Raw genomic sequence first — 25,806 nt, 5'->3', positions numbered from 1 at the left:
TTCCTGGCGCATCAAGGCATCTGTAAGCCCTTCAATACCTGGCTTTGTTCTTTCTCGTTCAAGCCTTTCCCTTGAATCAGGACTTGAAAACCGCCTAACCCTAAAGGGTTGATTAAAGACTGAAGAGTTTCCCGTCGCCGAATCACCTCATTCAATTGAGAGATATCACTCGTATTGTTATTGGCAACTAAGCGATCGCCCAGGCCCAACGCCATTAAAAACAACCCTTGTTGGGTATAGCCCATTGACGTTAACCCTAGGGCTAAACCCTGCTTTTTTAGGGTCGTAAAGTTCACATGAGCCGTAATATCTTGATGCCCAAGATAAGCATAGGGATCTTGATGGGCACCATGCCGTCGAAAGCATTGCAGTGTGCCCTGTAGCCGCTGCGGGCTGTAGTATTGCGGCGCTAAGTAGCCATAATCAATCGTCAGTACATATCCCCGGTCTAGCTTTTGAGAGACCGTCTCTAACCAATCCAGTGCCGCTAAATTAATCTCACTGCGATATCCGTCTTCATACCCTGCGCCAATATCGATGCCTTGCTCAACTAAATATTCTGCCAAGCGGCCCGTCGATGGGTTTGAAATCACCTCAGTAAAAGACCGTGACTCCGCATCAACGGTCACAAACACTTCCTGCAAAGCGCCATCCTGGACAACAAATTGGTGAACTGGTAGCGCATCCACCAGTTCATTAGAAAAGAAGCAGCCCACTATCCCCGTCTTAGGTAGCTGCTCAAACCCCATCCATTGCACTTTGTCAGGCGAAAACTGAAAAGGCTGCAACAAGCGCTGTTGTGCTGCGATTAAACCTTCTGCTTTTTCCACAATGAGGTAACGTAAAGCGGTCCAAAAAGCAGCATAGTCATCAGATGCCTCTGCAGACTGTTTTCGGGTTGCCAGGTATTTCAGTACATCCGCCGCCACCAAACCTTGACCGGCCCCCATTTCAACCAACGTAAACGGCTCCGGCTGCCCCATCACCCGCCACATATCTAGAAATTGTTCAGCCAGCAATTCTCCAAAATCGGGACACAAATGAGGAGAAGTAAAGAAATCCCCTGCCACTCCGATTTGGACCTGGTTCGTCGCATAGTAGCCTTGCTCAGGGTCGTACAAAGCCAGCTCCATAAACTCAGCAAAGGTGATCCGCTGGTGAGGTGTCTCATGAATGCGGTTGGCAATCCGTTGAAAAAGAATGGGGTTAAATGAGTCCGGATGGGTCAAAGTCGTTGTCCTGGTCTTAGGTATTGCGGATAAGGGTGAGAGTGATCACCCTCAAAAAAGTATTTTAGGTATAAAACAGTGGGAGGCATTTGATCGTTGATGGGCAGCATAAAGTTTAGTCAGCCTTTTCTTGCAGCTAGCATCACAACATCAAAATTGTGTCCCTTCCTTATTCCGTTGAAGCTTATCTCCCCATGAAGATTGTTACCAAGAAACCTGTCTTTCGTTCCTTGTTGAGTCTATCTCTTCTCAGTAGTTGGCTATTGATTGGTGGATGTAATCAGGCCAATCAGGACTCCACCCAAACAACCGATGAAGTGGCTGAGTTAAAGTCCAAATTACAAGATCTAGAGGCTGAGAATAAAACCCTCAAAGAGCAACAAGACGAAATTGGCCTAGGCTCAGATCCCCTCAAAGAAGCCAAGCCCGTCTCAGAGATCGTCTCCAAGGCACCTGAAGATACCTCGGATAATGCCCCTGTTTCAGAGGCAGAAACCACCAAGCCCGCTGCTGTCGCCTTCAAAGATATTGCCGACTTGCCAACGCAACCGCTGATTGCCGATCTGATCAAGCTAGAGATATTAGAAGCAACGGACGATCAAAACTTTCAGCCCTACGAGTCAATCTCTCGGGGTGAATATATGCTCTGGCTATTCAAGGCCCATAACGCCATCAGTCGTCCCGCCCAAAAGATTCGTTTGGCCCCTACTTTCGACCCAGAGTTCACAGATATTGATGCCAAACATCCCGCGTTTAAAGTTGTTCAAGCCCTAGCCAATGCGGGCTATTCCGTGGGTTACGACGACAAAACCTTCAAACCCGATCAACCCATTACTCGTGAAGAGATGATCAGCATCAAAGTTGGCATAGACAAGGGCAAGAGCATCAAACCTGTCAGTGCCTCCTCGCTCCGAGCTGCCTGGAAATTTAGCGATATTGCCGAGATTGACAAACGACACTCAGGCTATATTTACAACGATTTGTTCACCAAAGGGCCCCAAGGTAGTAATATCGAGCGGGCTTTTGGCAAAATTGGCACCTTTAAACCCAAACAAGCAGCCAAGCGCCATGAAGCAGCGGCAACCCTCTGGCAAATTGGCAGAGAAACTGCTCCTAAAGCCTTGGAACGGAAAGAGAAAGAACTCAGTTAGGAGATAAAAGCAGCCCATTATTCTTCATTAGCTGCCAAAACCACTTCTTCATAGGTTCCAGATTGAATAATCTGACCATTCTTCATCAGATGAATGCAATTACAATGCTCCACCGTGGTTAAACGGTGGGCAATGATAATCATCGTCTTCGAGTCACTCAGAGAGCGAATCGCCTCTGACACCAGCGCCTCTGTTTCATTATCAAGGGCAGAGGTTGCTTCATCCAACACCAAAATTTCCCGCTCATGATACAAAGCTCTGGCAATCCCAACCCGTTGTCGTTGACCACCAGACAAATTGGCTCCACGCTCTCCTAGATTCGTATTCACACCATCGGGTAGCTCCTTCACGAGCTCAGATAGCTGTGCTAATTCAATGGCACGGTTAAGTCGAGTCTCATCAATCAGGTGATCGGGCACCCCAAGGGCAATATTGCGCTCTAAGGTGTCATCAATCAAAAAGATAGATTGGGGAATATAACCCAATAAATTCTGCCAAGCCCTCAAATCTTGGTAAACCGATTGATCATCAACTTTTATATCTCCCCCTGTCGGCGTCAGAAGGCCTAGGAGCACATCTACTAGGGTCGTTTTTCCTGCACCTGATTTACCAATCAGAGCGATGGATTCTCCTTTCTTAATACGAAGTTGAATCTGATTGAGAGACGGGTTTTTAGCACCTTCATACTGGAAAGAGATTTTATCTAATAAAATCTCCTGTTCAAAGTCTAAATGAGAAGGTTCCAAACTACCATTCGCTGGTTTGAACTGAGCCGCAACATCTGCAGAAGGCGCTATGAGGGCCTGATGATTTTCTAGCTCTTTTAGGTCGTGATACAGTTTTTCCAAGACAAATGTTGAGCTTCTTAAAACGCTCAAACCTTTGCTGAGTTGTGTTGCCAAAGGCATCAATCGTATCGATACAACCGCAAAGATACCCAATGTCGAAATCAGCCCTTGGAAGTCCTGATTCGTTAAGATCGAAACAGAAATAAAACCTAGAATAAAGGTCATAATCATGGCTTCAATCGTAATGCGCGGGATTTGATTGAAGGACATGAAATCGCTGAGAGAAGTGGAATATAACTGAGCTTGGGTATCTAGTTGATCTAAGAAGAATGACTCACACCCAATGACTTTGGTCTCTTTTACAGACCCTAGACTATGGTTAACGACTCGAATCATCTCAGCTTGAGACTGGGCAATCGTTTTGCCCCAACGAGAAAGCGTATTTTTTAAGCGCAGAATAATCGCAAAAACAACAAATAGAATCAGTCCAATCACAATGGTTGCGATAGGGCTCGTATAAATCAGCAATATACTCAGAAAGGTAATAATCGTTAGGCTAACAAATGAATTCAGCAGCTCTAGTAAGATGCCATTACAAAAGCTAACTGTATGATTCATAATGCTCTGAATCATAAATGCGGAATTATTTTTTAAGTGAAATGTATATGGCATTTGCATATACGCACTTAACAACCGAATCCGCAGCTTACCTTGGTACTGATATACAAAGTTAAAAATATAGCGACGAATAACAAAATTCAGAAAAGACTTTACATAAAAAATAATAATAATAAATAAAGCCAAAAATGCAATAAACCTTTCCCTAGATTCAAAGTTCAACCAGTCATAGACTTGGCCAATTACAATTGTTTTTTCTACTAGCTCTGGATCGCTTGCAAAGGCAATAAAAGGTCCAATCAGGCCAATACCTAAGGTTTCTATAACAGCATTTCCCAAAACAGCAGCCAGCAAAACCAATAGCATAATTTTCTGGTCTGCTAGTATATAGAGAAATTGCTTTAAGAACTTTTTCATTTCAGGGTTATCTATTGAGATTTAACCGTGCACATCACAACGTGCACCTTATAATTTCTGGGCCATCGATATCTTCTGGCGCTGAGCGATCATGGCATTATTCAGCTTATGGATCAACAGAGATTCCCAGGTATTCTCCCCCAATCGATCCCTTACACTTCCTCATAAATCTCTGGGCTTGAAGACTAGGGCCATTACAGTATAGATTTCTCCATTGCTATTGAAGCTATCGGCATTCTCAAACAAAAATATGTTGAAGCCACACTTGTTTTACTTCATTTCATACTGTCACAGAATTACAGTGCTTCTGTGGAGAAGGAAGAAGTGATGATAGGTCTATATTGGAATATCTTGTCGACGATATTCTCGGCTGTAAGACTGTCACTATCCTCGGGGTAGAAGATCAGATCAGACACATTCGGGTGAGGACTATAGGTTTCAACCCAATCTAGCATCTGATCCAATTCTGTCTCTGTCCCCTTGGACTCGATAATCAGTTGAACAATTCTGATTAACTCATCGCGGCTAGGGTCTTCAGGAAATATCATCAGCTTTAACGCTGACCTTAATCAGCAAAATCTACAACTCAATCACTGCTTAGTAATGGCACTACAACTTGGGAGTTGGATAAATTGCCCACATTATCCCAGTGGATCAGGAGGTTGAGGCAAATTCGGAGTCGTGTCTTGTCCATCTGGAGAGAGGTCAGAAATGACTTGATCTAACTCAGCCGTTAAGTCAGCTTTATCGGTATTGGGCTCTACAGCTTTTGAAGATTCTGCCACAACCTCTGTCTGCACCGCAGGTTCAGTCTCTCCGGCTGCTTGGGCTGAACTGTTCGTAGAGACATCAGAACTAGGAGTAGCTGGCATTTGCACTGTAGTGGGTGCTTCAATCACAGGTGTTGCGTCAACGACTGGTTCTTCACTCGAGGACACCTGAGCAGTAGGTTCTTCAATCGGGGGAGCTGTTTCAGCGATGGGCGCTGGTTGTACTGTGGTGTCTGATATTGGTTCAGTGGTTTGTTCAGCAGGAGGTTCTGTGGCAGGTGCATCTACAGGCGTACTGACAGCAGTAGGCTGAACAGTCTCTGCGGGGGCCTCAACCTCAGGAGTCTGCTTGCCACCCATCATGCCTTTTAGTTTTTCACCTAAGCCTGATAGGTCTAGGCGCTGTTTGATGGCCGGAGGCAAAATTGACTTGTCAGACGTTCCATCATCCGCCTGCTGTCCCATCTTTTCCCATAATCCTTGCCAATTCACGCTAGTAATTTTGGCAATGGCCTGATCGGATATCTTTCGGGCATCAGCCCCCCAAGTTCCTGGATCTGGTTGTGCTGGATTCGCCTCTACCATAGCCCAGCGACGCTGCAAGGCTTGATAACTCAGCCAAACCAGCAGGAAAACACTCGCTGTATGGCCCAACAACAAGCCGACAGGACGGCGATAGATCAACAGGATTAAGGCATAAAAAAGTCCCGTACCGCTCCACCAAACATCGGTTTTGCGGTGAATTTCTGGATAGACGTAGGCTGTTAAATACAGCCCTACACTGCCTAAACCCACGATCAACACTAAGGCTAAGGAAAGCATGGCCCAGATTCTCCGTTCAGCATAAACAGGATTCCCCATTCATACCACCCTCTAGTCATTTTCCTATGGGTCAAGTTAGAAAAATCAAAGAGGCATGCCTTTTGCAGACACACCTCTTCAAATTACACGGGCTTTGAGCTTCGCTAGCGGAGACAAAGTGTATGAAATTCTGTCACCCAGCATAAAAAACTGGCAGGTCCTGGCCTTTACCAGAAGGTGACACTTTCTAGAGTGTCACTATAGTTCAGGTTTAGCACGAGGATATTTTGCCATTAAGGCTTGGACTTGCTCGGCATGATAGGAACTGCGAGTGAGGGGGGAGGACACAATCTGCAAAAAGCCCATCTCTTCCCCGAGGGCTTGCCAGGTAGCAAATTGATCGGGATGGACGAAATCTTGCACACCTAGGTGTTTCGCTGTGGGCTGCAAATATTGGCCAATGGTGAGAATATCGCAATCCACTTGGCGTAAATCAGCCATGACCTCTCGCACTTCAGTATCTGTTTCGCCTAGACCCACCATGATGCCGGATTTTGTGTAAATCCAAGGGGCGAGCTGGCGTGATCGCATCAGCAAATCCAACGTCCGCTGATACTCTCCTTGAGGGCGAACCCGCTTATACAGACGCGGTATGGTTTCCGTATTGTGATTGATCACTTCCGGTGCCGCCTGCAGAATGGTCTCTAGGGCTTCCCAGTTGCCACATAAATCAGGAATCAACACTTCAATGGTGGTCTGGGAGGACAGGATTCGGATCTGCTCTATACAGCGAACAAACTGTGAGGCTCCGCCATCAGGCAAATCATCGCGATTGACCGAGGTAATCACCACATGATTGAGCCCCATCCGACGCACGGCTTCTGCTAAGCGATGGGGTTCTGTGGGGTCAAGGGCTACGGGCTTTTTCTCAAAATCGATATCACAATAAGGGCAAGCCCGAGTGCAGGCTGGTCCCATAATTAAGAACGTCGCCGTGCCGTGGTGGAAACACTCTCCAATATTGGGACAGGAGGCTTCTTCACAAACCGTATTCAGATGTAGGTCCCGTAAAATGTCTTTAACATTGCCCACACGCTCCCATTGCGGGGCTTTCACTCGTAACCAATTGGGCTTAACAACCACTACTCTGACCTGAAATGTTCTGTCTCCACTGTAAGGGATGTTGCCTCCTCCGGTATAAGTCGGCTAGGTGGGCATAGGCGCTTCCAGAATAGGCCAGCTTTGGCGCTGCCACTCCCCATCAAAGTTAACTGAAAATCCCTAAAGTTGGGGGGTGATGGACCATATTCAAACCAGTACGGAATGAGATAGTCTCAAGTCCTGCAACAGCAGCTTCATCGTGAAAAGGGAGTCAAAAAGCTATGATTCTTTTGAAATTACACGCGTTAAGACTCTGGGGAGCACTCTCTTGCAAATAACTCGATGTAGCCAACTATTTTGGGTATTGGTTATCGGACTAGGAGGGTGTTGGAACCCTTTAGGCGGCTCAGTTCCTTGTGACACCTTTGACGCCAAAGTAAAGATTACTCAATGGCCTGCCAGTGCCCGTATTCTCCGAGAACAATGCATTTCAGGCTTTAATCCTACTTATCAAGCAGAGTTAACGATTCAGCCCCAAGACTTACTGGCCTTGCAGCAGCAAGCACCTTTCAGCAAAATTCAGCAATGGCGACGCCAGACGGATAGCCAAATTTTCTCTGATTCACCCCTGCAACAACAAGGGAAACAGATGGCATCACTGCTATACGCAGATTTTTCTGATGGTGCTTACCTTATGGAAGTGCTGATCGACACCAGCAATGCTCAACAATATGTGGTTTCTGTCTCTCACGCTTACATAGACTGATATTCAGCCTCTGTCTCATATTGCTTTATAAAACGAAATATTGCAAGCCTGCCATTTGGGTAGGTCTTGGCTAGAATTGATGAACCTTTTATTGTTTCCCTCACTCCTCAAAAGCGTTCTCCATTGCGATGTTCGAGCCTTTCTAGGGCATCGCGACTTCCTTGAGTAGGAGTGATTGTCTACTATGCTTTGTCAAACTTGCCAGCGCCAATCCCATTGCCTCACCCATCAGCTGGCGGCACAAGATCAGAATCTGCACCGGATGCTAGAGAACTTGCAAGGGTGTCAGCGACGACAGCCCTACAGGGTTAAGCCTTCTCCCAGCCATACTTGGCAAAAAACAGTCCGGTGGATGGAGAAACTCGCTCATCGCCTATCTCCCTAAGATCAGCCACCGTTCTATTGACGGAAGAGACTGATCGCTTTTTTCCTTGCACGGGAGCGCCAGCAATGTGCTAGAACTAATCCATTCAGCTAGCCGTTGTGTTTTCTCTTGACCGATGACTCTTGACTCGACTCAAGCGGGTCTTGCCTTACCGAGACCCAAGAATCGTATCGTTGCCATTGTCCTAGCCCTTGCAGGTCTACTCCTACCCGGTCTGCATAAGCTTTATCTGGGCCAGACTCGTTGGGGTCTCGTGTATTTGCTGCCGGGTATTTTTTGGGCAACGTTACCCATCGCCACTCTCACCCGAGTAGCGAGCTTATGCGATGCTGTGATTTATTTAACTCAGGGGGATGATCGGTTCCACCAAGCGTTTAATCCGGCTTGGCCTCAACCGTCGCAACCCACCCTCGAACCCGCACAAATGAATGCGATCGCAGAGTCACTACGCCAGCTCGAAAGCCTCCGCCAAGAGGGATTAGTGACCGACTACGAATTTGAACAACAGCGACGACAGCTCTTAGGTTAGTGCACCTAAATTAATTAGCCATGCTCAACCGCCTCGTACAGTGGACTCAACAACAAGGACCGCTACGAGATCAGATTTTGGCTGACCCCTATTATCGGTTTCAGTCCCTAGCAGAAGTTGCCTTAGCCGCTGAGTTGGGCGTGAGAATTGATGTGAATCAAGCCAGTGTCGATGATTGGCTGCGCCTGCCGGGCCTATCCATTCATCAGGCCCGACAGCTCGTGCAATTAACCCAGAACGGCGTCCAATTTTACGCCATTGAAGATGTGGCTGCTGCCTTATCCCAGCCCGTCCAGCGGATGCAGCCGTTAGCAGCAGTGATGCAGTTTTGCTACTACGACCAGGAGAGCATTGCCCTAGCCCCCGCTTTCAACCTCAATGCGGCGTCCGTAGAACAGCTGATGACGATACCCGAGATGATACCGAGTTTGGCACGAAACATTATCCGCGATCGCATTGCCCACGGTCCCTATCAACACATAGCAGATTTGCAACGACGTTTAAAATTATCGGGAGAAACAACGCAACAATTATTGCCTTATTTGAGATGCTAGGAACGCTCTAAAGCGGAATATCCGTTAAGCATATCGACCGATAACCAATAGCTTTGGCTTCTCAGTTTTGGTGCTCCGAACCGTTTAAAGCGCAAATCAAAGGCCAACTGACGCTAGCCTCTGACTCGTTTACTAAGTTAGGAGTACCTTGAACAATTACGTCCCGGTTACTTGTTCATGCCTTGCCATTGCTCGATAGCGGCGGGGAAGATTCTGAACAAAGCCCAACCACCAGCAATAGCAACAGGAGCTAAAACAATTAATAAACGTACATCCATGCTCAATCTCCTCTCAGAATTATTTTAAAAGCACTTTTTACTTATTGTCCTACAATTAGTCAGATTTTTCTAATCGGAATCCCTTAGACTTAGCGCTCAATAGTTTTGAAACCCAAATCAGTCCCGCGATTGGCGTGAACTAAAGCCAATTTTTGATAGTGGCGGGCATGGTCTATCAAATTATCGGATTCTGCTTCACTCAGTTCTCGTAAAGGCTTGGCAGGTATCCCTACCCACAGGGACCGAGGGGGAACCGACTTCGAAACCACTGCCCCAGCCCCAATAATGCTGCCAGCACCAATATGCACGCCATTGAGAACAATGGCGCCAATGCCAATCAATGTGCCTCGCTCAATATGAGCTGAATGAATCACTGCTCGATGACCAACAGTCACATAATCTTCTAGAATCGTTGGCTGTCCTGGATCACCATGGAGAATGGCCCCATCTTGAATATTGGTATATTCACCAATTTCAATGCGTTCTACATCACCCCGCAGCACCGCACCATACCAAATGCTTGCCTCTCGATTAATTTGAATATTGCCGATCACCGTGGCATTATCTGCCACAAATGCCGCTAAGGAACAATCTGGTGGTGGCCAATATTGGGGACTAGAAAATTCCAAGGTTATCGGGTTAAAACACCGCCTCGATCCTACCCTGAAAAGAGACAGCCTCCAGACCATTCAGAACAGCCACGCTCAACAATTCACAGTTATAATGAAGCCACCTGAGCGGCAACCAGAGTTCTTCGGCTCTTTCTGACTCCATGACACATGTCAGCATGCACTATCCAATTTTTGGGCCTGAGACACTCTGTCCCCATTGCCGGCAAATGATGACCGCTTTAACCTTAACCGATACCTATCTTTGCCAACGTCACGGTGCCTTTGAAGCCGACCCCAAGACCGAAGATTTGGTCCACCTTCAATCGGGGCGTCATTGGCGGTTATGGGATGGGCAATGGTACCGCCAACATACCCATCCTGATGGGATTCGCTTTGAAATCCATGAAGCCCTAGATCGCCTCTATACCGAAGGGTATCGTGCCACCAAAGTGATTATTGCCCAACGCTATCGAATCTTAATCAACACCTATCTAGAACATTCCCCTTGGTCCGAGAAAAACCCGTCCGGGCGTCCGCGCTTATATGGGTTACCCGTAGAATTTAGCCCAGACTCTGAGGATGATCCTCGCTGGCAAGTCATTAACTTTGATCTCGATAAGGAACCTGGTATTCCCAGTAATTCTCCTCATTTTCGCCTATTTGATTAAGCCTTCTGAATCTATAGCTCAGCGATGATAAGGCTATGGTATATCTAATGGTCAGCGTATCGGGATATCGCCATGAAGGGGCATCATATGTCGATTCGGACCGGGGATATCCACCGGGCGATCACGTTCTATCAAACTCTAGACTTCGACGTTATCGAACGATTTACAACTGGGTATACTCTGGGGTGTTGGCTGGAGGGTCCGATTGGCAGACTCGAACTGATTCAAATCCCAGATCCTCAACCGCCAGCCGATGCCTTTGGCGACGAACATTACGTAGGCTATTATCATTTATCGATAGATGTCACAGATGACCTATTGGCAGACCAAACCTTATCGACCTGGCTTGAACAATGGCGAGAACGACTCAAAGCAGTTTCAATTACCTTAAAAGTCCTGCTTTATCCCATGCCACAAACCATTGGTAACCAAACGTATCATGTGGCCTTTGCCGCTGATGCCGACGGCTTACCATTAGAAATCCTCCATAATCTAGGTCCTACATCTGCACTAGAGAGCTTGACTTAACTTGTTATCTTCGTTCATGCATCCCTGTCTTAGGAGACTTTGACTATGCTGGAAACCTGCCCCCGTTGTTCCAATCGCTTAGGCCCTCCTCTCAAATCCGGTCGTCAAGTTTGTGCTCATTGCGGCTGGTCTAGTGCGGCTATCGCTTCCCATAACAACCCATCTAGTCAAGAAGGGGCTGGGGTTGGCAGTATTCTGCAAGTCTGTGGGCGAATCCTCAAGCGAATCTTCCAGTATGTCGGCTCTCTGTTTCAAGTATGGATGGGGAAACTACAGAAATCAAAGCAAAATTCGAATATCAAGCCCGGCAATATGGTTAAGGGCCTAACCGATAAACTCAGCAGTTTAGAACAAGCCATTCCCACAGAAGTTAGCGATTCCAAACGCCCCTGGATGACAGTGGAAGAAGCCTTTGTTCACTTAGGCGGGGATGTCCGTCTTCCGACTTCTATTGTTCACTCTCTAGATGGTCGATCCCGTGTCCCTTTAGCCCGGTTCCGGGAATATTACAGTGAACAAGAATTTAAAGCCTATGGCTTAGAAATGAGTTTAGAGCGCCGCCGAGCCCATAAGCCCTGGCTTAGGGTTTTACCTCAGGACTAGAGCGTCATTCGCTTAAGGATAAATTCCCTGTAGTGCTCTTTCATCGGCAAGTTAAGCTCAACGCCGATTTTCGTTCGCGTCCCTTGAGATACTTCTCCTGAAACAGGGTTAACACCTGCCGTTGGATACGACTGCCAAAGACAGCCCACTCCTCGTTTTTGCCAGGGGGGTAAGTCGTTAAAGTTCATCTGCCCCAGTTGAAACAGCAATTCATTTTTATCGCCAACGGATAATCCCTCTAATTTCTGGGTTGCAGTGCCCGCTGAATCACCCCCTTTACGCAACATCCAGTAGCAATGGGCATTGAGGGCATTGCGATGGGCATCTTCTTGTCGCCATCGGAAGTAGTCGACCACTAAATCCACCGTTGGCAGTTGGGAGATTCGACAGTCGAAAACTGCTATACAGCCTAAGATCAACGACATTTTCGCACTAGCTTCCGCTGCAAGCACGGAGTTGAGTTTACGTAGCTTACGAGCAAAGGTCTGCTCGTCTGGGTGCAGCAGTAAAGAGATTTCATCGCTTTGGGTATAGCCATAAAGGACTCGAAATCCACAGGTCATCAAATGCTGAACCGTTGCCACCATGGCATCTCGAAAGGTGGCATCAAAGGGAGCATCTAAATCGAGGGTTTCTTTCGTTAACCGAGTAAAATTCCGTCCATCTAACCGAGCGACCATCTGCAGCCCAGGCAGAACGCAGAGGTCATAAGCGGTTTCATAGATCCTCAAGGTTTGATCGAGTTCAGTAAATTTCATAATTGCCAATCCTCAACCGAAAATTGTTGATGAGGAAGAAGACGAACGGAAAAAAGCTGGTCAAACCCCTCATCATAGGTAGGCAAGATCAGGCGAGAGGCTGTCCCGCGAATCCCTTTGTCTGGAATGCGTTGGTCAGGCGTGCGATCGCAATTCCGAATCAAAGCCGCTGCCAACTTCGATTCAAAGTAATACCCCGTAATCGAAAAACCCTGTTGTTGAGCGGGTTGGATATACCGCTGTCGCTCAGCAGGGGTAGGATTCGTGTTATCCACCACAAACCGTTGGCGGGTGACTAGGCAGGTATCCAAAAACTGTTGCTCACGATGTCGTGTTTTCAACATATCCAGGTTGATCCGCACATGGGTGCGTCCAAACTGGTGGTGATAAAACGTCGATTTACCCGTAGCCTGAATACCCACCAAGATTACAGCTTCCATCGTTTGCCTTTTCAGTGTGGAGCCGATGCCCGATCGGCTCTATTCTCTAGTTCCGTTGATGCGGATCATCTCAGTCAAGATACTATCGAGACCGCCATTGACATGAATATGCTCAATTTTGTCCGCAATCCGTTCCAGCACCTCCAGCTCTTTCAAGCGCAAGGCCACGGGATTACTCTCCATCACCTTAGCGGTGTTGAGCATACTGCGGGTAGCAGCAGTCTCCTCTCGACGACGAATTACGTTAGCCTGGGCGGATTTTTCCGCTTCCACCACCTGACAGAGAATCGACTTCATCTCACCGGGCAGAATGATGTCTTTGACACCGACAGATGCGATAGCAACTCCATATTGCTCGGTTTTCTCACGGATATAGTCAGAGACGCTGGCATCAATCGCCCCCTTGTCTTCTAGGAGTTGATCTAGAGACTTGGTCCCCACGGCCGAACGTAGAGCAAATTGCAGCTCTTTATAGAGATAATCCTCAATATTGCTCAAGCCAGCTTTAGCCTGTACCGGATCCGTAATCCGATACCCCGCTGTCAGGTTTAGACGCAGGGACACCTTATCCTTGGATAAAATTTCCTGGCCAGAGACTTCTAGGGTTTGCAAACGCAAATCCACAATTTCCGTTTTCCAGGCTCGGCCAAAAGTCCACCAGACATGCCAGCCGGGAGAAAGGGTATCGACAAAAGCGCTGGCTTCATACAGCAATCCTAAATGCTGGGCCGGGACTTCCAAGATATACAGGGCCTCATAGGCTAAATCCAATACCTCGGGTACCCCAGCCACCAACTCAGCCACCAATGTAGGTGAGAGCTTGGCATCATCGCTAATATCAATCACCTCAACAGCAACCCCTTGCCAGAACAACTGGCGACTGCAGGGGGGCAAAATCCTAATCACTTTGCCCTGATGGCGAACAATGGCAACCTCCTGATTGCCTAACTGCACGAATTCACAGTGACTGGTGACAAAATCGGGATGATCATCGACCAGTACGTCCACAAACGTAAAATCTGGATCGGGACGAGTGCGATCATAGCGGGTAATACTGACTTTGCGATCGCAGGTCCAAAACCCATACTCTCCAGACGCGAGAGGCCGCACAAAATTATCCTGCTCATAGAGCATCCCTAGCTGAGATTCAGGAATTGAGACTAGATTCAAATCCGGTAGCGATACATCTCGCAATCGCTGGACAAACTGAGACGGCAGGTCAATCCCTTCATCCAGATTAAATAGATGCACTTCTACCTCAATAAAGCCACGCCAAAACGCTTGCAGCTGGTTGGGACCAATCGTGCACCATTGTTGTCCCAATCGCACTAAGGCAGCTTGATTATGAACCGTGCGCACCACCGTAAAATACTCATTCATACTGTGGGCATGGGTTTGCAATAGCAGCTCCAAATGGTCAATCTGGGCTTGGGGCTGATTTAAATCAAAGGTCTTCACCTGCCAATGCCACCCCATGCGGCGATGGGTACCCGGCAGCAAAAACATCTCAAACTTACTGCGATAGAACAACATGCCCCGCTCATGGGGCTTAATGTAAAAAGACTTAAACATTGATATTTCCTTCTTCTTCTCGTGCAGGTCCATCTGCACTTTTAAAGGCACCCTAAGCTGCTGGCATCAACAGTTACAGTGCGGGCCATCGCCCGTGACTGGCTGAATTAAGGTGGAGCAGAACCGCAACTCAACCCGAAGATTAAGCATGGGTCCAACCGCCAACAAATAGGGCGTTCGCTAGGGCAAAGTCTGGAGGGAACGCCAGACTTTGCCCTGCAAAGGACCCTACTCAAGCCGATCATCAACTGCGATCGCGCTGGCCTTTGGCTATTGTTGGGTGGATCACCAGGTGACCCACTCAACGCGACACCAACAACCGGGTGCTGTCTTAGCGGATTCGAACCACCTTGGGATTGCTCCCGTACCAGATGAAATAACTCGTCCCAAACGAGGTGCCCGTAACCGGGCGGTGGAAAGTACAGGATTTGAACCTGTGTCCGTCAGATTATGAGTCTGATGCTCTAACCAACTGAGCTAGCTTTCAGTTTTGTCGATGTAGGATTCGAACCTACGCCCCCCGAGATGGCCCCTCGGTGCTCTCCCTCTGAGCTAATCGAGCAATCGTGAATCAACCTTGTGGGTTTGGCGGTACACTGATCTGCAATTTTCAGCGTCAAAGTGCCAGTCAGATATTCAGAATCTGAACCATTGCCTCACAGCACGCCATTGATCCAGTCATTGACCTTAACATACTCAATTTATAACCGCCATAGTTCTCAAGCGATCTAGCCCATGGCTACCGGATTAAACTGCTCCATCACGGCTGCTGAGCAGCAGTCGGAACCTGCCCTGGCGGTTGGGGAGTGGGGGCTAGGGGTGCAGGAAGACTGGGAAAGGGTTGTCCGCTAGCAGGGGCAGGACTCGGCACCGATAGCAGAGGATTATTGGTGCCATTCGACAAGGATGGAATCGGATCCGACAGGGAATGAACGGCTAGGGCAAGTTCGACCGTTGTCCCGTTCTTTCCCTTTTTTTGCCAGTCGACCTTTTGCACAATCGCATCATGGGGAGACAGAATATCCTGAAACGACTGGAGTTGGGCCTCAATGGTTTTCAGCTCATTGAGAAGTTGAATCTTTTTACTAGACGCAACCGCCTGCCCCTGTTGTCGAGCTTGTTGAGATGCCTGCAACGACTTACGTTGGGCAATAGCCTGCTCTAACTGGGCTTGGGCTGATGTTTTGGCGAACTGCAACTGTGCTAACTGTTTCTCCTCTGTCGGTAGAGGCAGGGTTTGGCGGGCCAAATCAGTGTAAGGAGATTTAGCCAGATAATCTTGAATCGCAGCATCCGCTAAACGAACCCGTTCTCGGGCTTGCTGTACCTGAACCTCTGCGGCATTGGTATTGGTTGGAGCCGTCGGAATCTGTTCAGTCGCCGTTAAAAGCGCCACTTCTTGTTGCACCTTCTGACGACGAGCCATAATATTTTGGCGGGCTGCAGTCCGATCGACCAAAATTTGCCCCTTAACAATCAAATCCCCCTGTTTAACACGCAAAGACTCAGGAGAAGCGACCGTTAACTTTAATTTTGTCGGCGTTGAGTTGAGCGGCGCTGGAGAACTTGCTGCTGCCGGATCCTCTGTTTGGGCCTTCGATTTGGATTTAGAGCTATCCGAACTGCATCCACTGATAAGGATAAGAAGAACACTGCTCACACTCAAGAATTTTAAGCAGTTGCGCTTCAACGAATGATGTTTCTTACAGAGGGTTTGATGAGTAATCATGGCAGGAGATATGTTCTGAAATAACGTCAGAGGATTGGGTCGAAAACCGTTAGCTCAGCAAAGTTTAATGTAATCAGTGAGTCCAATTCTGCAGAGTCGGAGCAAATAAGATATGGCTCACTAGAGCTTAGTGGTCTCAATCCCCGAATAGATTGACCTCGATCACCCCCCCGAAGAATTAACTCAGATAGATATCAGGAAAATCTGTCCTGAAGTCAATACTATTTCACTTTGTAAACTTTTACCGGAGTCATTGCTTGACTTTGATTACGACTTGTTAAGAGATAGAATGAGACTCGGTCACTACAGCGTAAGGAAGCAGTATTTTTTCGTGCAAAACTCTACCGGTATTGAAACCAGAGGCCCTGACGTCTCTAGGTCTAGAGAATTACCTTTTACCCTTCAAGATATAAGGGCAGCCATTCCCCCTCATTGCTTTGAGCCCTCAGCCTGGCGATCTCTCTCATATTTCTTTTTAGATATCGGTATTATCGCTGGTTTATACGCCATTGCCTATCAAATTGATGCTCTATGGTTTTGGCCCATCTTTTGGTTAGCTCAAGGCACCATGTTTTGGGCTTTATTCGTCGTCGGCCATGACTGTGGTCATCGCTCCTTTTCCAAATACAAGTGGTTAAACGATCTGATCGGACATCTCAGCCATACGCCAATTTTGGTTCCTTTCCATGGTTGGCGCATTAGTCACCGGACCCACCATGCCAATACAGGCAATATCGACACGGACGAAAGTTGGTACCCTCCCACGGAAACGCAATACCGAGAGATGCCGAAGGATGTCAAATTTGTCCGTTACTATTTGACCCTATTGGCCTATCCCATTTACCTCTTCAAACGGTCTCCTGGACGCAAGGGCTCTCATTTCCTACCCAGTAGCCCTTTATTCAAGCCTTCCGAGAAATGGGACGTCATCACCAGTACAGTCCTATGGGGAGCCATGATCGCTTTTCTAGCAGCGCTCACCTATACCAATGGCTGGTTATTCTTAGTTAAATATTATCTCGGCCCCTATATTGTCTTTATCGTTTGGTTAGATGTTGTCACGCTGTTGCACCATACCGTACCCAGCATACCTTGGTACCCCAATGATAACTGGTATTTTCTCAAAGGTGCCCTCTCCACCATCGACCATGACTATGGGTTTATCAATCCTATCCATCACAATATTGGTACTCATGTCGCCCACCATATTTTCTTGGGTATGCCTCACTATCATTTACTGACTGCAACAGAAGCAATCAAGCCGGTCTTAGGTGAGTACTATCGGAAGTCTTCCGATCCCATTTGGAAAAGTTTATGGACTGCCTTAAGAGATTGCCGATACGTTCCTGATCATGGGGAAAAAGTTTACTATCAAGCTGACGCCAAGCGCTAAATTTCTCTTTTATGCTTTTTCTCTAGGCTAAATTCGTTCAGGAAAGAGAGTGAAGCGATAAGCCTCAAATCAATTTCATCGGCCAATATTGAGCTTCGACGTTAATATACGCTTCTCAGTTGCTTGTAAGTGACGCAAAAGAGAGAGGATTGGTTCTCAATCCTCTCTCTTTGCTTTTATATTCAGGATGTATCGTCTGGTCGTCGATACCAACAGGAAAGATTTCTATTCGTTACATTGAAGCTGCTGAATTCTCACCCTCGCCGCCCGCTCTTTTTGCAATTCCTCATAGGGAAGATTCAAAAGATATTTAGTGACCTCCTTTCCTTGATCAACAACACGAGTTGCTGCAACTAACTTACTGGTGATCAAGCGCTGTAGAGACGCAAATACTCGATTAATTTTTCCATATTTGGTATCGGCTATTAACCATGTCATACGTTCTGCAATCTCATCTCGACTGAGAGGGTATAGACTTTCAAACAACACTCCTTTGACGGCTAAATCCAGTTGGGCTTTATAAGAAGATTCCAGCAGGCTACTCCTCGTCGTGGCAGTAGGCTGACGTTTTGAGTGTCTTTGTTCCGCTCTCCGTCTGGCTTGACAGCCCTTGGTCGATCGCTTGTATTGAATTGTGTCCATTGCTATGTCTAACAACAACTAGATAATGTTTTCTTTAATGTATGACTTTTTCTAGCCCTGAGATAGCATAAACATTCGCAAAAACTCAACGAACGATTTGCTAAATCCTAAAGATTAGAGTGTTCTTCCCAACAGGGACTAAAGGCTTCTCAATGTCATAGATGATTGCGTCCTGTGCAACCACCACTGATGCCACTTGATAACTGTTCTCTCTATTGTATCCGTGAATATACGGAGTGGCACCCCTAAGAGCGGACAATATAGCCCCATCACCTTGGCCCATCACTCAAAATTTCAGTATTTTCACGTAGATAATTTTCTGGATTAAAGCACCAGTAATTGCAAAAGGATCCGTATTCCTACATAGAACTCGTTTGAGGATTACGTCTAAAATATCCTTATTGCACAATATTTAGACAAAACTTTGTCATCTGATCACCCTTTTTTTCGGTTGCATTTAGGATTAGATGACTACAATTTGAGTCCTTTTGAATATCTTCAATAATCATCAAAACTAATCTGCCACTCTGCTATGCCTCGCAAGCAACTCGGGAAAAAAGATCAGCTAATTATTAATATTGCAGCCCAAAAAATTGGCAGACGAATGAAGCAGCTACGGGCTCATTTAGGGTTGTCCCAAGTTCAAATCGCCAAGAATCTTTCTATCTCTGTCAGACAATGGTCTGGCTGTGAGTGCGGTGATTATTTGCTAAATATAGATTTTTTAATTTTGCTCAACACCTATTATCAGGTGTCCATCGATTGGCTATTGACGGGTAAAGGCAATATGTTTATGGATGATACTAGTGAGACTGAGCAAAAAATTACCAGTCAAGAATTAGCTGAAGAGCTAAAAGTTCTGATCACGCGTTTAGAAGACTAAACGGCTTCTGCCTGAACTCCTAGACTTACTGCCCAGTCCGATGATCGAAGTATCTTGATTTGAGTATTCTGCTTACTCTAGTAGCAGAGACTGAAGTGTTTCTAGCTCTACAGATGCCTAAAGCAAGAACATCAAATTTCAAGCAACAGGTGCATGGACAACCGTTTTAGTGAAAAGCGGTTATGTTAAGTGACTATGACAATAGCCATGGGTCAGCTGGGGCCACCTTTTCCTTTTTGACATTAGAAATCATAATCCATGTCCTGAAAATGGGATGCATCTCACCCAGTTAGATCTAAAATCAACACTATCAGATTTAGATATGGAAAGGGGGATGCCAGTCATTTGCTTTTCTGTAGAAAGGTAAAGGTTGTGATTCTGGTGAAATGGCACATTGGCTAGAATTGAAGGATAGTGGTCGAGACAGCAGAGGTCGTAACACCCCAATGGCTAATAATGGTACTGCCTATCTCCTTTGGTTTTTCTCTACCTTTGGCATCTGTGGAATTCACCGATTCTACCTAGGCAAACCCATTAGCGGCATTCTCTACTTTTGTACCTTTGGATTTCTGGGCATTGGTCAAGTGGTCGACCTTTTCCTTATTCCAGAGATGGTTGACCATAAAAATCTAAAGCAAAGATTGCTCTATAGTTCAGCAGATGCTACTACACAACAAACCATTGTCAGAGATGTCAGCACTTACACACAAGCGAGTCCTCCTTTGGATGTGCAAATTCTGAAGATTTGCCGAGATCAGCAGGGGGCCACTCTGAGTGATTGTGTGATTGCAACCGAAAAAAGCCCTGAAATAGTTAAATCCAAGGTCCAAGAACTGTGTTTAGCAGAACTATTGGTCGTTGGCAATCGTGAGTCTGATGGTGCCGTCATTTATAAGGCCGTCTAATCGCACTGTAAAATTAAGACCGCCCTGCACGAATTGTCCATGCACCATCCCATCCTTCCATTTGCAGACATCTCTGCACAGCAGCTCAACGCTATCAAGCTGATTGCCACCGATATGGATGGCACCCTGACCGTCAACGGTAAATTCCCAGCCGTCTTTGGCCAAGCCCTATGGGACTTACAAAAGAGTGGTTTTGCTGTTGTGATTGTGACGGGGCGTTCGGCGGGCTGGGTCAGCGGCCTTGCCCATTATTTACCGATACAGGGTGCGATCGCAGAAAATGGCGGCCTCTTCTTTCATCAGCCAGACACCCCCGGAAAAGTGCTTTCAGACATTCCGGGCCTTAAAGACCATCGTGCTCACTTAGCCAACACTTTTCGTCAGCTCCAAACCCACTTTCCTCATCTACGAACTACGGCTGATAACGCGTTTAGAATCACGGATTGGACCTTTGATAATCCCGACTTTGATCCAGTCGATTTGGATCAGATGGCAAATCTCTGTACCACGGCAGGATTTGATTTTACCTACAGTACAGTGCAGTGTCATATCAAACCCAAAGGCCAGAACAAACAGGCAGGGCTCCTAACGGTTCTAGAACACCATTTACCGGAGCGATATAATTTAGACCAAATTTTGACGATCGGCGATAGTCCGAATGATCAAGATCTATTCGATTCTCAAGTTTTTCCGCACTCCGTCGGCGTTGCCAACTTGTCTCACTACCTGGAGCAGATTGACCACCACCCCCAAGCGATGACCCAAGCAGCTGAAGGGTTAGGATTTATCGAAATTACGCAACGATTACTGATGTCTTAATGCCAATTTCATCAGCGTCTTAAAAATCTGTTTAAAACGGCTAAAGGGTTTGGCTTATTGTAACCAAACCCTTAATCCTATAGAAACCGAGAATGTATGTTTGCTCAGAATTGAAAAAATAGATAGAGTTTACAGAAAAACAACTAAAGTGGACATTAACAACAGCAACAGTTCTAAGAGGTAAGTCTTACATATCTTTACTAGATAAGTGTTCTGGTCTTCAATTTTTTCTGATAGAAAATGATGACCACAAATCGTAAGTTCTCAGGAAGAAGGTTGCTCTTCAGAACAGAGGTAGGAGGTACTGACGTGTTCCGGGGTTACTTGTTAACTTTGACTTTTTGTACCTGGGTTTAATCTAGCATTAACCCCCAGAGCTAGCTCAGGGATTTTACTAAAGTTCACTCTTATTCGCGGGGGTTAACAGAGTGAAATATATCAATAAAATTAGATGGGTCAATGTCAGAATTTCCGTCCCTGTAGTCACTACTGATCAACCTGAAGTAGTTTCCTCATCTGTGATTGGTCGATTTTACCTTGAGGGTTACGGGGCAGCTGAGGCAAGACATACCATTGCTTTGGTTGTTTAAACGGGCTGAGTTGATTCTTCAGACAAGTCTGCAATGCGATTAGGGAAAAGGAGTCTGCTGCAGGAACCACAATGGCGGTAATGATTTGGCCCCAATCGGGATGAGGTTGGCCCAACACCGTCACATCTTTTACGAGGCCTGTACTTAAAATTAATTTTTCTATTTCTTCGGGAAAAACATTCTCCCCCCCAGAGATAATCTTGCGACTTAAACGACCGACAATATGCAATGCTCCTTGGTTATTGAAATACCCTAAATCATCCGTAAAAAATTTACGAGGTGAGGCTAATAATTGCGGGTAATATCCTTTACAAAGAGATGTACATTCAATCACCACCTGTCCTGTTTGAGGAGCCACAATGCCCTGGTGTTGCTGATGCTCAATGGCAATTTGAGCATGGGGCAAAACATGGCCACTGTGAGCTGCTCCGAGCAGGAATTGATCGGGATCTAATGTCGCCACTTGAGCAGCAGTTTCCGTCATGCCATAGGTTAAAGCCAACCGCAACTGGTGCTGGCGAGCCCCCTGGAGTAAAGCGGGCCATGCAGGACCGCCCCCCACCAAAATAGTGTGAAATCGGGCTAGCCATTGTAAACGAGGGCCGCCCTGTTGCAAGAATCGCTGGAGTTGGGTAGGAACGAGGGAGAGAAAAAAGGAATAAGGTTGCTCTGATTGCGGATCTAGAAAAGCCGCTATGTCTGGCATCAAGGAGATTTCAGGAGAAAAACAGTGGCGTGGGAGGAGGAGGAGTTTACCGTATGTAAGGAGCGATCGCATAAACTGCATCAACCCACTGACGTGATACAGGGGTAACCAGCAGCAGGAATTGATGGCATCCAATTCACCACCGAAAAAATGATTTTGGCAGCCTTCAACCGAGGCAGTTAGAGTCTCCCAAGTATGAATCGCAAATCGAACCTGTCCCGATGAGCCCCCGGTAGAGATTAAAATCCATCCCTTCTCTTCTTGCTTAGCTGGGGCTGGTTTTGGGATATCTACCGGAGGCAACTGAGAGGCATCCCAAATAACATGGGGTTGAACTAGCAGCAACACCTGTTGCCATTCAGAACGTTGCCAATGGGGATTCCCGAGAAATACAGGACAATCACATAAACACGCCGCCATCAATCCAGCTAAAAACTCTAGTGGATCAGCCTGAACTAACAGGACTCTGGGATAGCCCTCTCGCTCCATCACCGCTTGTAGCTCTCGTTGTCGTTGTCGAATTCGCTCTAACCAACGCTGATGATTAAGGCCCAGAATCCAGTCTTCCCTGTGCCAAATTGCTTGGGGAGAACCCAATAAGTGAGCACTGGACGGCTTAACCGGATCAACCGAGAACGAAGCGTTATTCATCAGGGGACAACCAATGGCAAACACCAAACCCAATGGCTCGTTGGGGATTCGATAGTTCTGCCGCCAATCTCAGACAGGCCTGCCGCCCCACCTCTGATTCAAAGACAGAGGAGAAAACAGCATCAATCGGATGGGATTGGCAAAACTGACGTAAGCGGTGGGGATAACCACAAATAGCAGGTTTAATCACGAAAATGCCGTTCCATCCTTGTTGAACACAGTGTTGTAGCTGAGACAGAGTTGCTACCGACTCATCTAAAGCCAATGGGGTTTGAAACTGCTGACTTAAGGACAACATGGCCGACAATTGCTCGGGGGGGAGCGGTTGCTCCAGATATTCAATCCTAAGAGTGTCCATCACCTGATCACACAGCTGCAGCCAACGACAAGCAGACTCATTGGTTAGTCCTCCATTGGCATCCAAGCGCAGCAAGGCTTGCGGTGGCAAAGCTACGATCAACCGCCGAAAAATAGCCTGTTCCTGTTCGATGGCATCCACCCCAATTTTCCACTTAAAAGTTCGATAGCCCTGCTCCCATAGCTTGGAAGCGGCGGACAAAGCGGAGCTTCCGGTGGGTAATAGGCCGCAAATCTCAGGGAAAACAGACGCTGATACGGAATTTTGATGTAATGCTTCCCACGCTGAACCCAATCCAAACTGGCAAGCCGGATAGCGATCTGGGATAGACAAGATGTGAGCGTCCGTTAGCTGTCGAGGTAGTTGCTGACAATAGGTCTGGGCCTGTTCCCAAGTTTCAGATCCAAACCACGATAAAGGAGCAATTTCACCTTGGCCAATATTGCCAGCATCATCCTCTAACATAACCATCAACCCTCGACGGATCGACCACGGCCCATATCTTGTTTGTAAGGGCTGTTGGAACGATCGTTGATAGGTTTGATAGGAAAATTCCATGTTCTTGACGCTGATCGCTTCACCCCGTATACGGCATTGTTTTAAATCACATAACAGATCAAAACTGATCACTGCACATTCTAGAGGGAGCTTCTATTGTGGGATGAAGGCTTCCTCATATTATTTCTCGACAGCCAGGTAGATACATGACGAATTCCGGTACCAATACTCCCCATGTTCAAACCCCTCAAACCCCAACTTTACTGAATAACCGCTACCGGGTCATTAAAGTCCTTGGCGATGGTGGCTTTGGCACCACCTTTTTGGCAGAAGACACCCAAATGCCCTCCCGCCGCCAATGTGTGATCAAGCAGTTAAAGCCCATTGATAATAATCCTCAGATCTATCAATTGGTGAAAGATCGATTTCAAAGGGAAGCCGCAATCCTAGAGCGTTTGGGAGACAGCCATGACCAAATTCCCATGCTTTACGCTTTTTTAGAAGAGGCCGGTCAGTTTTACCTAGTAGAAGAGTGGGTGGCGGGTCAAACCCTGACCCAAAAAATGCAGCATGGCCCCCTCAGTGAGACGGAAGTGCGAGACATTTTGATCAAGCTCTTGCCAGCTATCGACTATATTCACCAACAGCGGATTGTTCATCGAGATATTAAGCCCGATAACATTATCTTGCGCCAAAAAGACGGCATACCCAGCCTCATTGATTTTGGAGCCGTTAAAGAAACCATGAGTACCGTGGTGAATTCCCAAGGGCAAACGAATCGCTCCATTGTGGTAGGCACCCCCGGATATATGCCCATGGAACAACTAGCAGGACGTCCTGTTTACAGCAGCGATCTATATAGCTTGGGGCTCACGGCTATCTATCTCCTCACCCTTAAAATCCCTCAAGAACTCGAAACCGATCCGCAAACAGGCGTTCTGCTATGGCAGCATTTAGTGCCTAATCTCAGCTCAGAGTTTGCTGCTACCCTCAGTCAGGCCATTCATCCTCAGCCCAATGAACGGTTCCTCAGTGCGGTAGCCATGATGAATCATTTGGTGCTGCCAGCAACCCATGTTGTGGATGTTGCCCAAGATGCTACAAATGCTCAGGCTCCAGAGATTCTGGCCAATCAAGACACCACTCCAGTGGGTGTGGAAGCCACAGATATCGTTGCTCATACCCTCCAGCAGCCCTCGATTTCCATCACCGAAGCATCGGTTTCAGTGCCTCCTGAACCGGCTGTATCTGAACCGACCCAAGCCGTTATTCCTCAACATCCATCCGTACCACCCACCGTCAATCAAGCCCGGTTTCCAGAATGGCAAAAAGCCATCCTCACAGGTGGAGTCATTGGCATATTTGTATTGGTGAGTGCGGTGCTTTTACGAGGGCAGGTTTCAGATCTACTCTCTCGTAATTCGCCTACACCCGCTGTGGGAACAGAGCGTTCCACCTCTGATAAAGCAGTAAGTGCTTCTCCCGAACCTTCCACGCCCACTAATGACAGCACGAGCCAGGTGACTCGTCCCGCTCCACCCCCTCCAGTTGAGATTGCATTACCGCCCAATGCCGATCAAACTAATGCCCGCATTGCGGGGGACCCTGGTTCTAAAAATATCCGGTCTGGCCCAGGGACAAACTATGCTCAAACCCATATTGCTTACCCAGGCGATCGGATCACGATTATTACGAGCGATCACGATCAAGGTGGCTTCCTTTGGCATAACGTTTATTTCCCTAAATCCCAGGCCCAGGGATGGATTGCAGCACAGTTAGTCAAAGCGGATCAAGCCGCAAAACCCGCTCCGGACCCAACGCCCACCCCCAAACCAACACCTGCAAACACCAACGCAACCCTTGTCGGTAGTCCAGAAAGTAAAAATATTCGAACGGGGCCAGGAACCAAATTCCCGACTAAACATATGGCTTACCCTGGTGATCGCGTCCGAATTGTCGGCCAACGTAAAGATGTTGGGGGTTACCTCTGGTATGAGGTCTTGTTCCCTCAGTCAGGGGTTCGGGGCTGGATTGCCGCTCAACTCATTCAACGAGATTAGACGCT

Annotated in this window: 27 protein-coding genes and 2 tRNA genes; 13 read left to right on the top strand and 16 right to left on the bottom strand. The window is 47.2% G+C overall.

Features of this window, described 5'->3' with window-relative positions:
- Window positions 1-11: 11 nt before the first annotated feature.
- On the bottom strand, window positions 12-1,229 hold the full coding sequence (locus AM1_RS17160) for a class I SAM-dependent methyltransferase (RefSeq protein WP_012164144.1): 1,218 nt from the start codon (window positions 1,227-1,229) through the stop codon (window positions 12-14).
- Between the two features lie 158 nt (window positions 1,230-1,387).
- Between AM1_RS17160 and AM1_RS17155 the strand changes: the two genes are divergently transcribed.
- Window positions 1,388-2,380: an S-layer homology domain-containing protein gene (locus AM1_RS17155; RefSeq protein WP_238549000.1), complete on the top strand. Its 993-nt coding sequence runs from the start codon at window positions 1,388-1,390 to the stop codon at window positions 2,378-2,380.
- 17 nt (window positions 2,381-2,397) lie between these two features.
- Here the strand turns inward: AM1_RS17155 and AM1_RS17150 are convergent, their stop codons facing one another.
- From AM1_RS17150 to lipA, 4 genes are all read right to left on the bottom strand, one after another.
- Window positions 2,398-4,203 carry an ABC transporter ATP-binding protein gene (locus AM1_RS17150; RefSeq protein ID WP_012164141.1) on the bottom strand — a complete coding sequence of 602 codons (1,806 nt, stop codon included), beginning with the start codon at window positions 4,201-4,203 and terminating at the stop codon, window positions 2,398-2,400.
- A gap of 296 nt (window positions 4,204-4,499) precedes the next feature.
- Window positions 4,500-4,751 (bottom strand): bacteriocin immunity protein, encoded by a 252-nt coding sequence (locus AM1_RS17145; protein ID WP_012164140.1) that lies wholly within the window; start codon window positions 4,749-4,751, stop codon window positions 4,500-4,502.
- 93 nt (window positions 4,752-4,844) lie between these two features.
- Window positions 4,845-5,834 (bottom strand): Ycf66 family protein, encoded by a 990-nt coding sequence (locus AM1_RS17140; RefSeq protein ID WP_012164139.1) that lies wholly within the window; start codon window positions 5,832-5,834, stop codon window positions 4,845-4,847.
- A 198-nt stretch (window positions 5,835-6,032) separates the two neighbouring features.
- Entirely contained in the window at window positions 6,033-6,917 is an 885-nt protein-coding gene (gene lipA, locus AM1_RS17135) for a lipoyl synthase (protein ID WP_012164138.1), read from the bottom strand.
- A 286-nt stretch (window positions 6,918-7,203) separates the two neighbouring features.
- Here lipA and AM1_RS17130 point away from each other — a divergent pair, with 286 nt between their 5' ends.
- The 4 genes from AM1_RS17130 (at window position 7,204) to AM1_RS17115 (ending at window position 9,109) form a co-directional block, all read left to right on the top strand.
- Entirely contained in the window at window positions 7,204-7,641 is a 438-nt protein-coding gene (locus tag AM1_RS17130; RefSeq protein ID WP_012164137.1) for a hypothetical protein, read from the top strand.
- A gap of 184 nt (window positions 7,642-7,825) precedes the next feature.
- Window positions 7,826-8,026, top strand: a complete 201-nt coding sequence (locus AM1_RS17125; RefSeq protein WP_010475817.1) for a hypothetical protein — start codon at window positions 7,826-7,828, stop codon at window positions 8,024-8,026.
- A 115-nt stretch (window positions 8,027-8,141) separates the two neighbouring features.
- The gene (locus AM1_RS17120) at window positions 8,142-8,555 is read left to right on the top strand and encodes an NINE protein (protein ID WP_012164136.1); all 414 of its coding nucleotides are present in this window, start codon (window positions 8,142-8,144) and stop codon (window positions 8,553-8,555) included.
- Between the two features lie 20 nt (window positions 8,556-8,575).
- On the top strand, window positions 8,576-9,109 hold the full coding sequence (locus AM1_RS17115; RefSeq protein WP_010475813.1) for a ComEA family DNA-binding protein: 534 nt from the start codon (window positions 8,576-8,578) through the stop codon (window positions 9,107-9,109).
- A 167-nt stretch (window positions 9,110-9,276) separates the two neighbouring features.
- On the opposite strand, the gene AM1_RS38740 is transcribed toward AM1_RS17115, so the two are convergent.
- Together AM1_RS38740 and AM1_RS17110 are read right to left on the bottom strand one after the other, a co-directional pair.
- Complete coding sequence (locus AM1_RS38740) at window positions 9,277-9,393, bottom strand: photosystem II protein Y (protein ID WP_012164135.1); 117 nt, start codon at window positions 9,391-9,393, stop codon at window positions 9,277-9,279.
- Between the two features lie 83 nt (window positions 9,394-9,476).
- Complete coding sequence (locus AM1_RS17110) at window positions 9,477-10,016, bottom strand: gamma carbonic anhydrase family protein (protein ID WP_148215760.1); 540 nt, start codon at window positions 10,014-10,016, stop codon at window positions 9,477-9,479.
- A gap of 143 nt (window positions 10,017-10,159) precedes the next feature.
- Here AM1_RS17110 and AM1_RS17105 point away from each other — a divergent pair, with 143 nt between their 5' ends.
- The 3 genes from AM1_RS17105 to AM1_RS17095 all read left to right on the top strand — a co-directional run bounded on the left by AM1_RS17105 (window position 10,160) and on the right by AM1_RS17095 (window position 11,797).
- Window positions 10,160-10,666 carry a TIGR02652 family protein gene (locus tag AM1_RS17105; protein ID WP_010475808.1) on the top strand — a complete coding sequence of 169 codons (507 nt, stop codon included), beginning with the start codon at window positions 10,160-10,162 and terminating at the stop codon, window positions 10,664-10,666.
- A gap of 87 nt (window positions 10,667-10,753) precedes the next feature.
- Window positions 10,754-11,194 (top strand): VOC family protein, encoded by a 441-nt coding sequence (locus AM1_RS17100; protein ID WP_012164133.1) that lies wholly within the window; start codon window positions 10,754-10,756, stop codon window positions 11,192-11,194.
- Between the two features lie 45 nt (window positions 11,195-11,239).
- A complete protein-coding gene (locus AM1_RS17095) occupies window positions 11,240-11,797 on the top strand; it encodes a hypothetical protein (RefSeq protein ID WP_012164132.1) in 558 nt (185 codons plus the stop codon).
- On the opposite strand, the gene AM1_RS17090 is transcribed toward AM1_RS17095, so the two are convergent.
- The 6 genes from AM1_RS17090 to AM1_RS17065 all read right to left on the bottom strand — a co-directional run bounded on the left by AM1_RS17090 (window position 11,794) and on the right by AM1_RS17065 (window position 16,296).
- The gene (locus AM1_RS17090; protein ID WP_012164131.1) at window positions 11,794-12,555 is read right to left on the bottom strand and encodes a tRNA(His) guanylyltransferase Thg1 family protein; all 762 of its coding nucleotides are present in this window, start codon (window positions 12,553-12,555) and stop codon (window positions 11,794-11,796) included. The genes AM1_RS17095 and AM1_RS17090 overlap by 4 nt on opposite strands.
- Window positions 12,552-12,995, bottom strand: coding sequence for an AAA family ATPase (locus AM1_RS17085; protein WP_012164130.1), 444 nt, complete (start codon window positions 12,993-12,995; stop codon window positions 12,552-12,554). The genes AM1_RS17090 and AM1_RS17085 overlap by 4 nt, the downstream gene beginning before the upstream one ends.
- Window positions 12,996-13,034: 39 nt before the next feature.
- Window positions 13,035-14,567 (bottom strand): slipin family protein, encoded by a 1,533-nt coding sequence (locus tag AM1_RS17080; protein ID WP_012164129.1) that lies wholly within the window; start codon window positions 14,565-14,567, stop codon window positions 13,035-13,037.
- 413 nt (window positions 14,568-14,980) lie between these two features.
- Window positions 14,981-15,054: transfer RNA gene (locus AM1_RS17075), tRNA-Ile, on the bottom strand.
- A 3-nt stretch (window positions 15,055-15,057) separates the two neighbouring features.
- A tRNA-Gly gene (locus tag AM1_RS17070) sits at window positions 15,058-15,130 on the bottom strand.
- Between the two features lie 197 nt (window positions 15,131-15,327).
- Window positions 15,328-16,296: a hypothetical protein gene (locus AM1_RS17065; protein ID WP_012164128.1), complete on the bottom strand. Its 969-nt coding sequence runs from the start codon at window positions 16,294-16,296 to the stop codon at window positions 15,328-15,330.
- Window positions 16,297-16,627: 331 nt separating this feature from the next.
- On the opposite strand from AM1_RS17065, the gene AM1_RS17060 reads away from it, so the two are divergent.
- A complete protein-coding gene (locus AM1_RS17060) occupies window positions 16,628-17,689 on the top strand; it encodes a DUF3474 domain-containing protein (protein WP_012164127.1) in 1,062 nt (353 codons plus the stop codon).
- A gap of 225 nt (window positions 17,690-17,914) precedes the next feature.
- Here AM1_RS17060 and AM1_RS17055 read toward each other — a convergent pair whose 3' ends face one another.
- The gene (locus tag AM1_RS17055; RefSeq protein ID WP_012164126.1) at window positions 17,915-18,331 is read right to left on the bottom strand and encodes a hypothetical protein; all 417 of its coding nucleotides are present in this window, start codon (window positions 18,329-18,331) and stop codon (window positions 17,915-17,917) included.
- 532 nt (window positions 18,332-18,863) lie between these two features.
- Between AM1_RS17055 and AM1_RS17045 the strand changes: the two genes are divergently transcribed.
- The 3 genes from AM1_RS17045 to AM1_RS17035 all read left to right on the top strand — a co-directional run bounded on the left by AM1_RS17045 (window position 18,864) and on the right by AM1_RS17035 (window position 20,938).
- The gene (locus tag AM1_RS17045) at window positions 18,864-19,214 is read left to right on the top strand and encodes a helix-turn-helix domain-containing protein (RefSeq protein ID WP_010475793.1); all 351 of its coding nucleotides are present in this window, start codon (window positions 18,864-18,866) and stop codon (window positions 19,212-19,214) included.
- A gap of 386 nt (window positions 19,215-19,600) precedes the next feature.
- Window positions 19,601-20,119, top strand: a complete 519-nt coding sequence (locus AM1_RS17040; protein ID WP_238548998.1) for a TM2 domain-containing protein — start codon at window positions 19,601-19,603, stop codon at window positions 20,117-20,119.
- Between the two features lie 39 nt (window positions 20,120-20,158).
- Window positions 20,159-20,938: an HAD-IIB family hydrolase gene (locus AM1_RS17035; RefSeq protein WP_012164124.1), complete on the top strand. Its 780-nt coding sequence runs from the start codon at window positions 20,159-20,161 to the stop codon at window positions 20,936-20,938.
- 486 nt (window positions 20,939-21,424) lie between these two features.
- On the opposite strand, the gene AM1_RS17030 is transcribed toward AM1_RS17035, so the two are convergent.
- A complete protein-coding gene (locus tag AM1_RS17030; protein ID WP_049783748.1) occupies window positions 21,425-22,885 on the bottom strand; it encodes a 2-succinylbenzoate--CoA ligase in 1,461 nt (486 codons plus the stop codon).
- A complete protein-coding gene (locus AM1_RS17025) occupies window positions 22,878-23,801 on the bottom strand; it encodes an o-succinylbenzoate synthase (RefSeq protein ID WP_012164122.1) in 924 nt (307 codons plus the stop codon). Before AM1_RS17025 ends, AM1_RS17030 begins: the two co-directional genes overlap by 8 nt.
- Window positions 23,802-23,947: 146 nt before the next feature.
- Between AM1_RS17025 and AM1_RS17020 the strand changes: the two genes are divergently transcribed.
- Window positions 23,948-25,801, top strand: a complete 1,854-nt coding sequence (locus AM1_RS17020) for a protein kinase domain-containing protein (RefSeq protein ID WP_012164121.1) — start codon at window positions 23,948-23,950, stop codon at window positions 25,799-25,801.
- Window positions 25,802-25,806 lie beyond the last annotated feature (5 nt).

The sequence above is a fragment of the Acaryochloris marina MBIC11017 genome (assembly GCF_000018105.1).
Lineage (GTDB): Bacteria > Cyanobacteriota > Cyanobacteriia > Thermosynechococcales > Thermosynechococcaceae > Acaryochloris > Acaryochloris marina.
The sequence above is the reverse complement of the archived record's forward strand: the minus strand, read 5'-3'. Positions and strand labels throughout refer to the sequence as shown.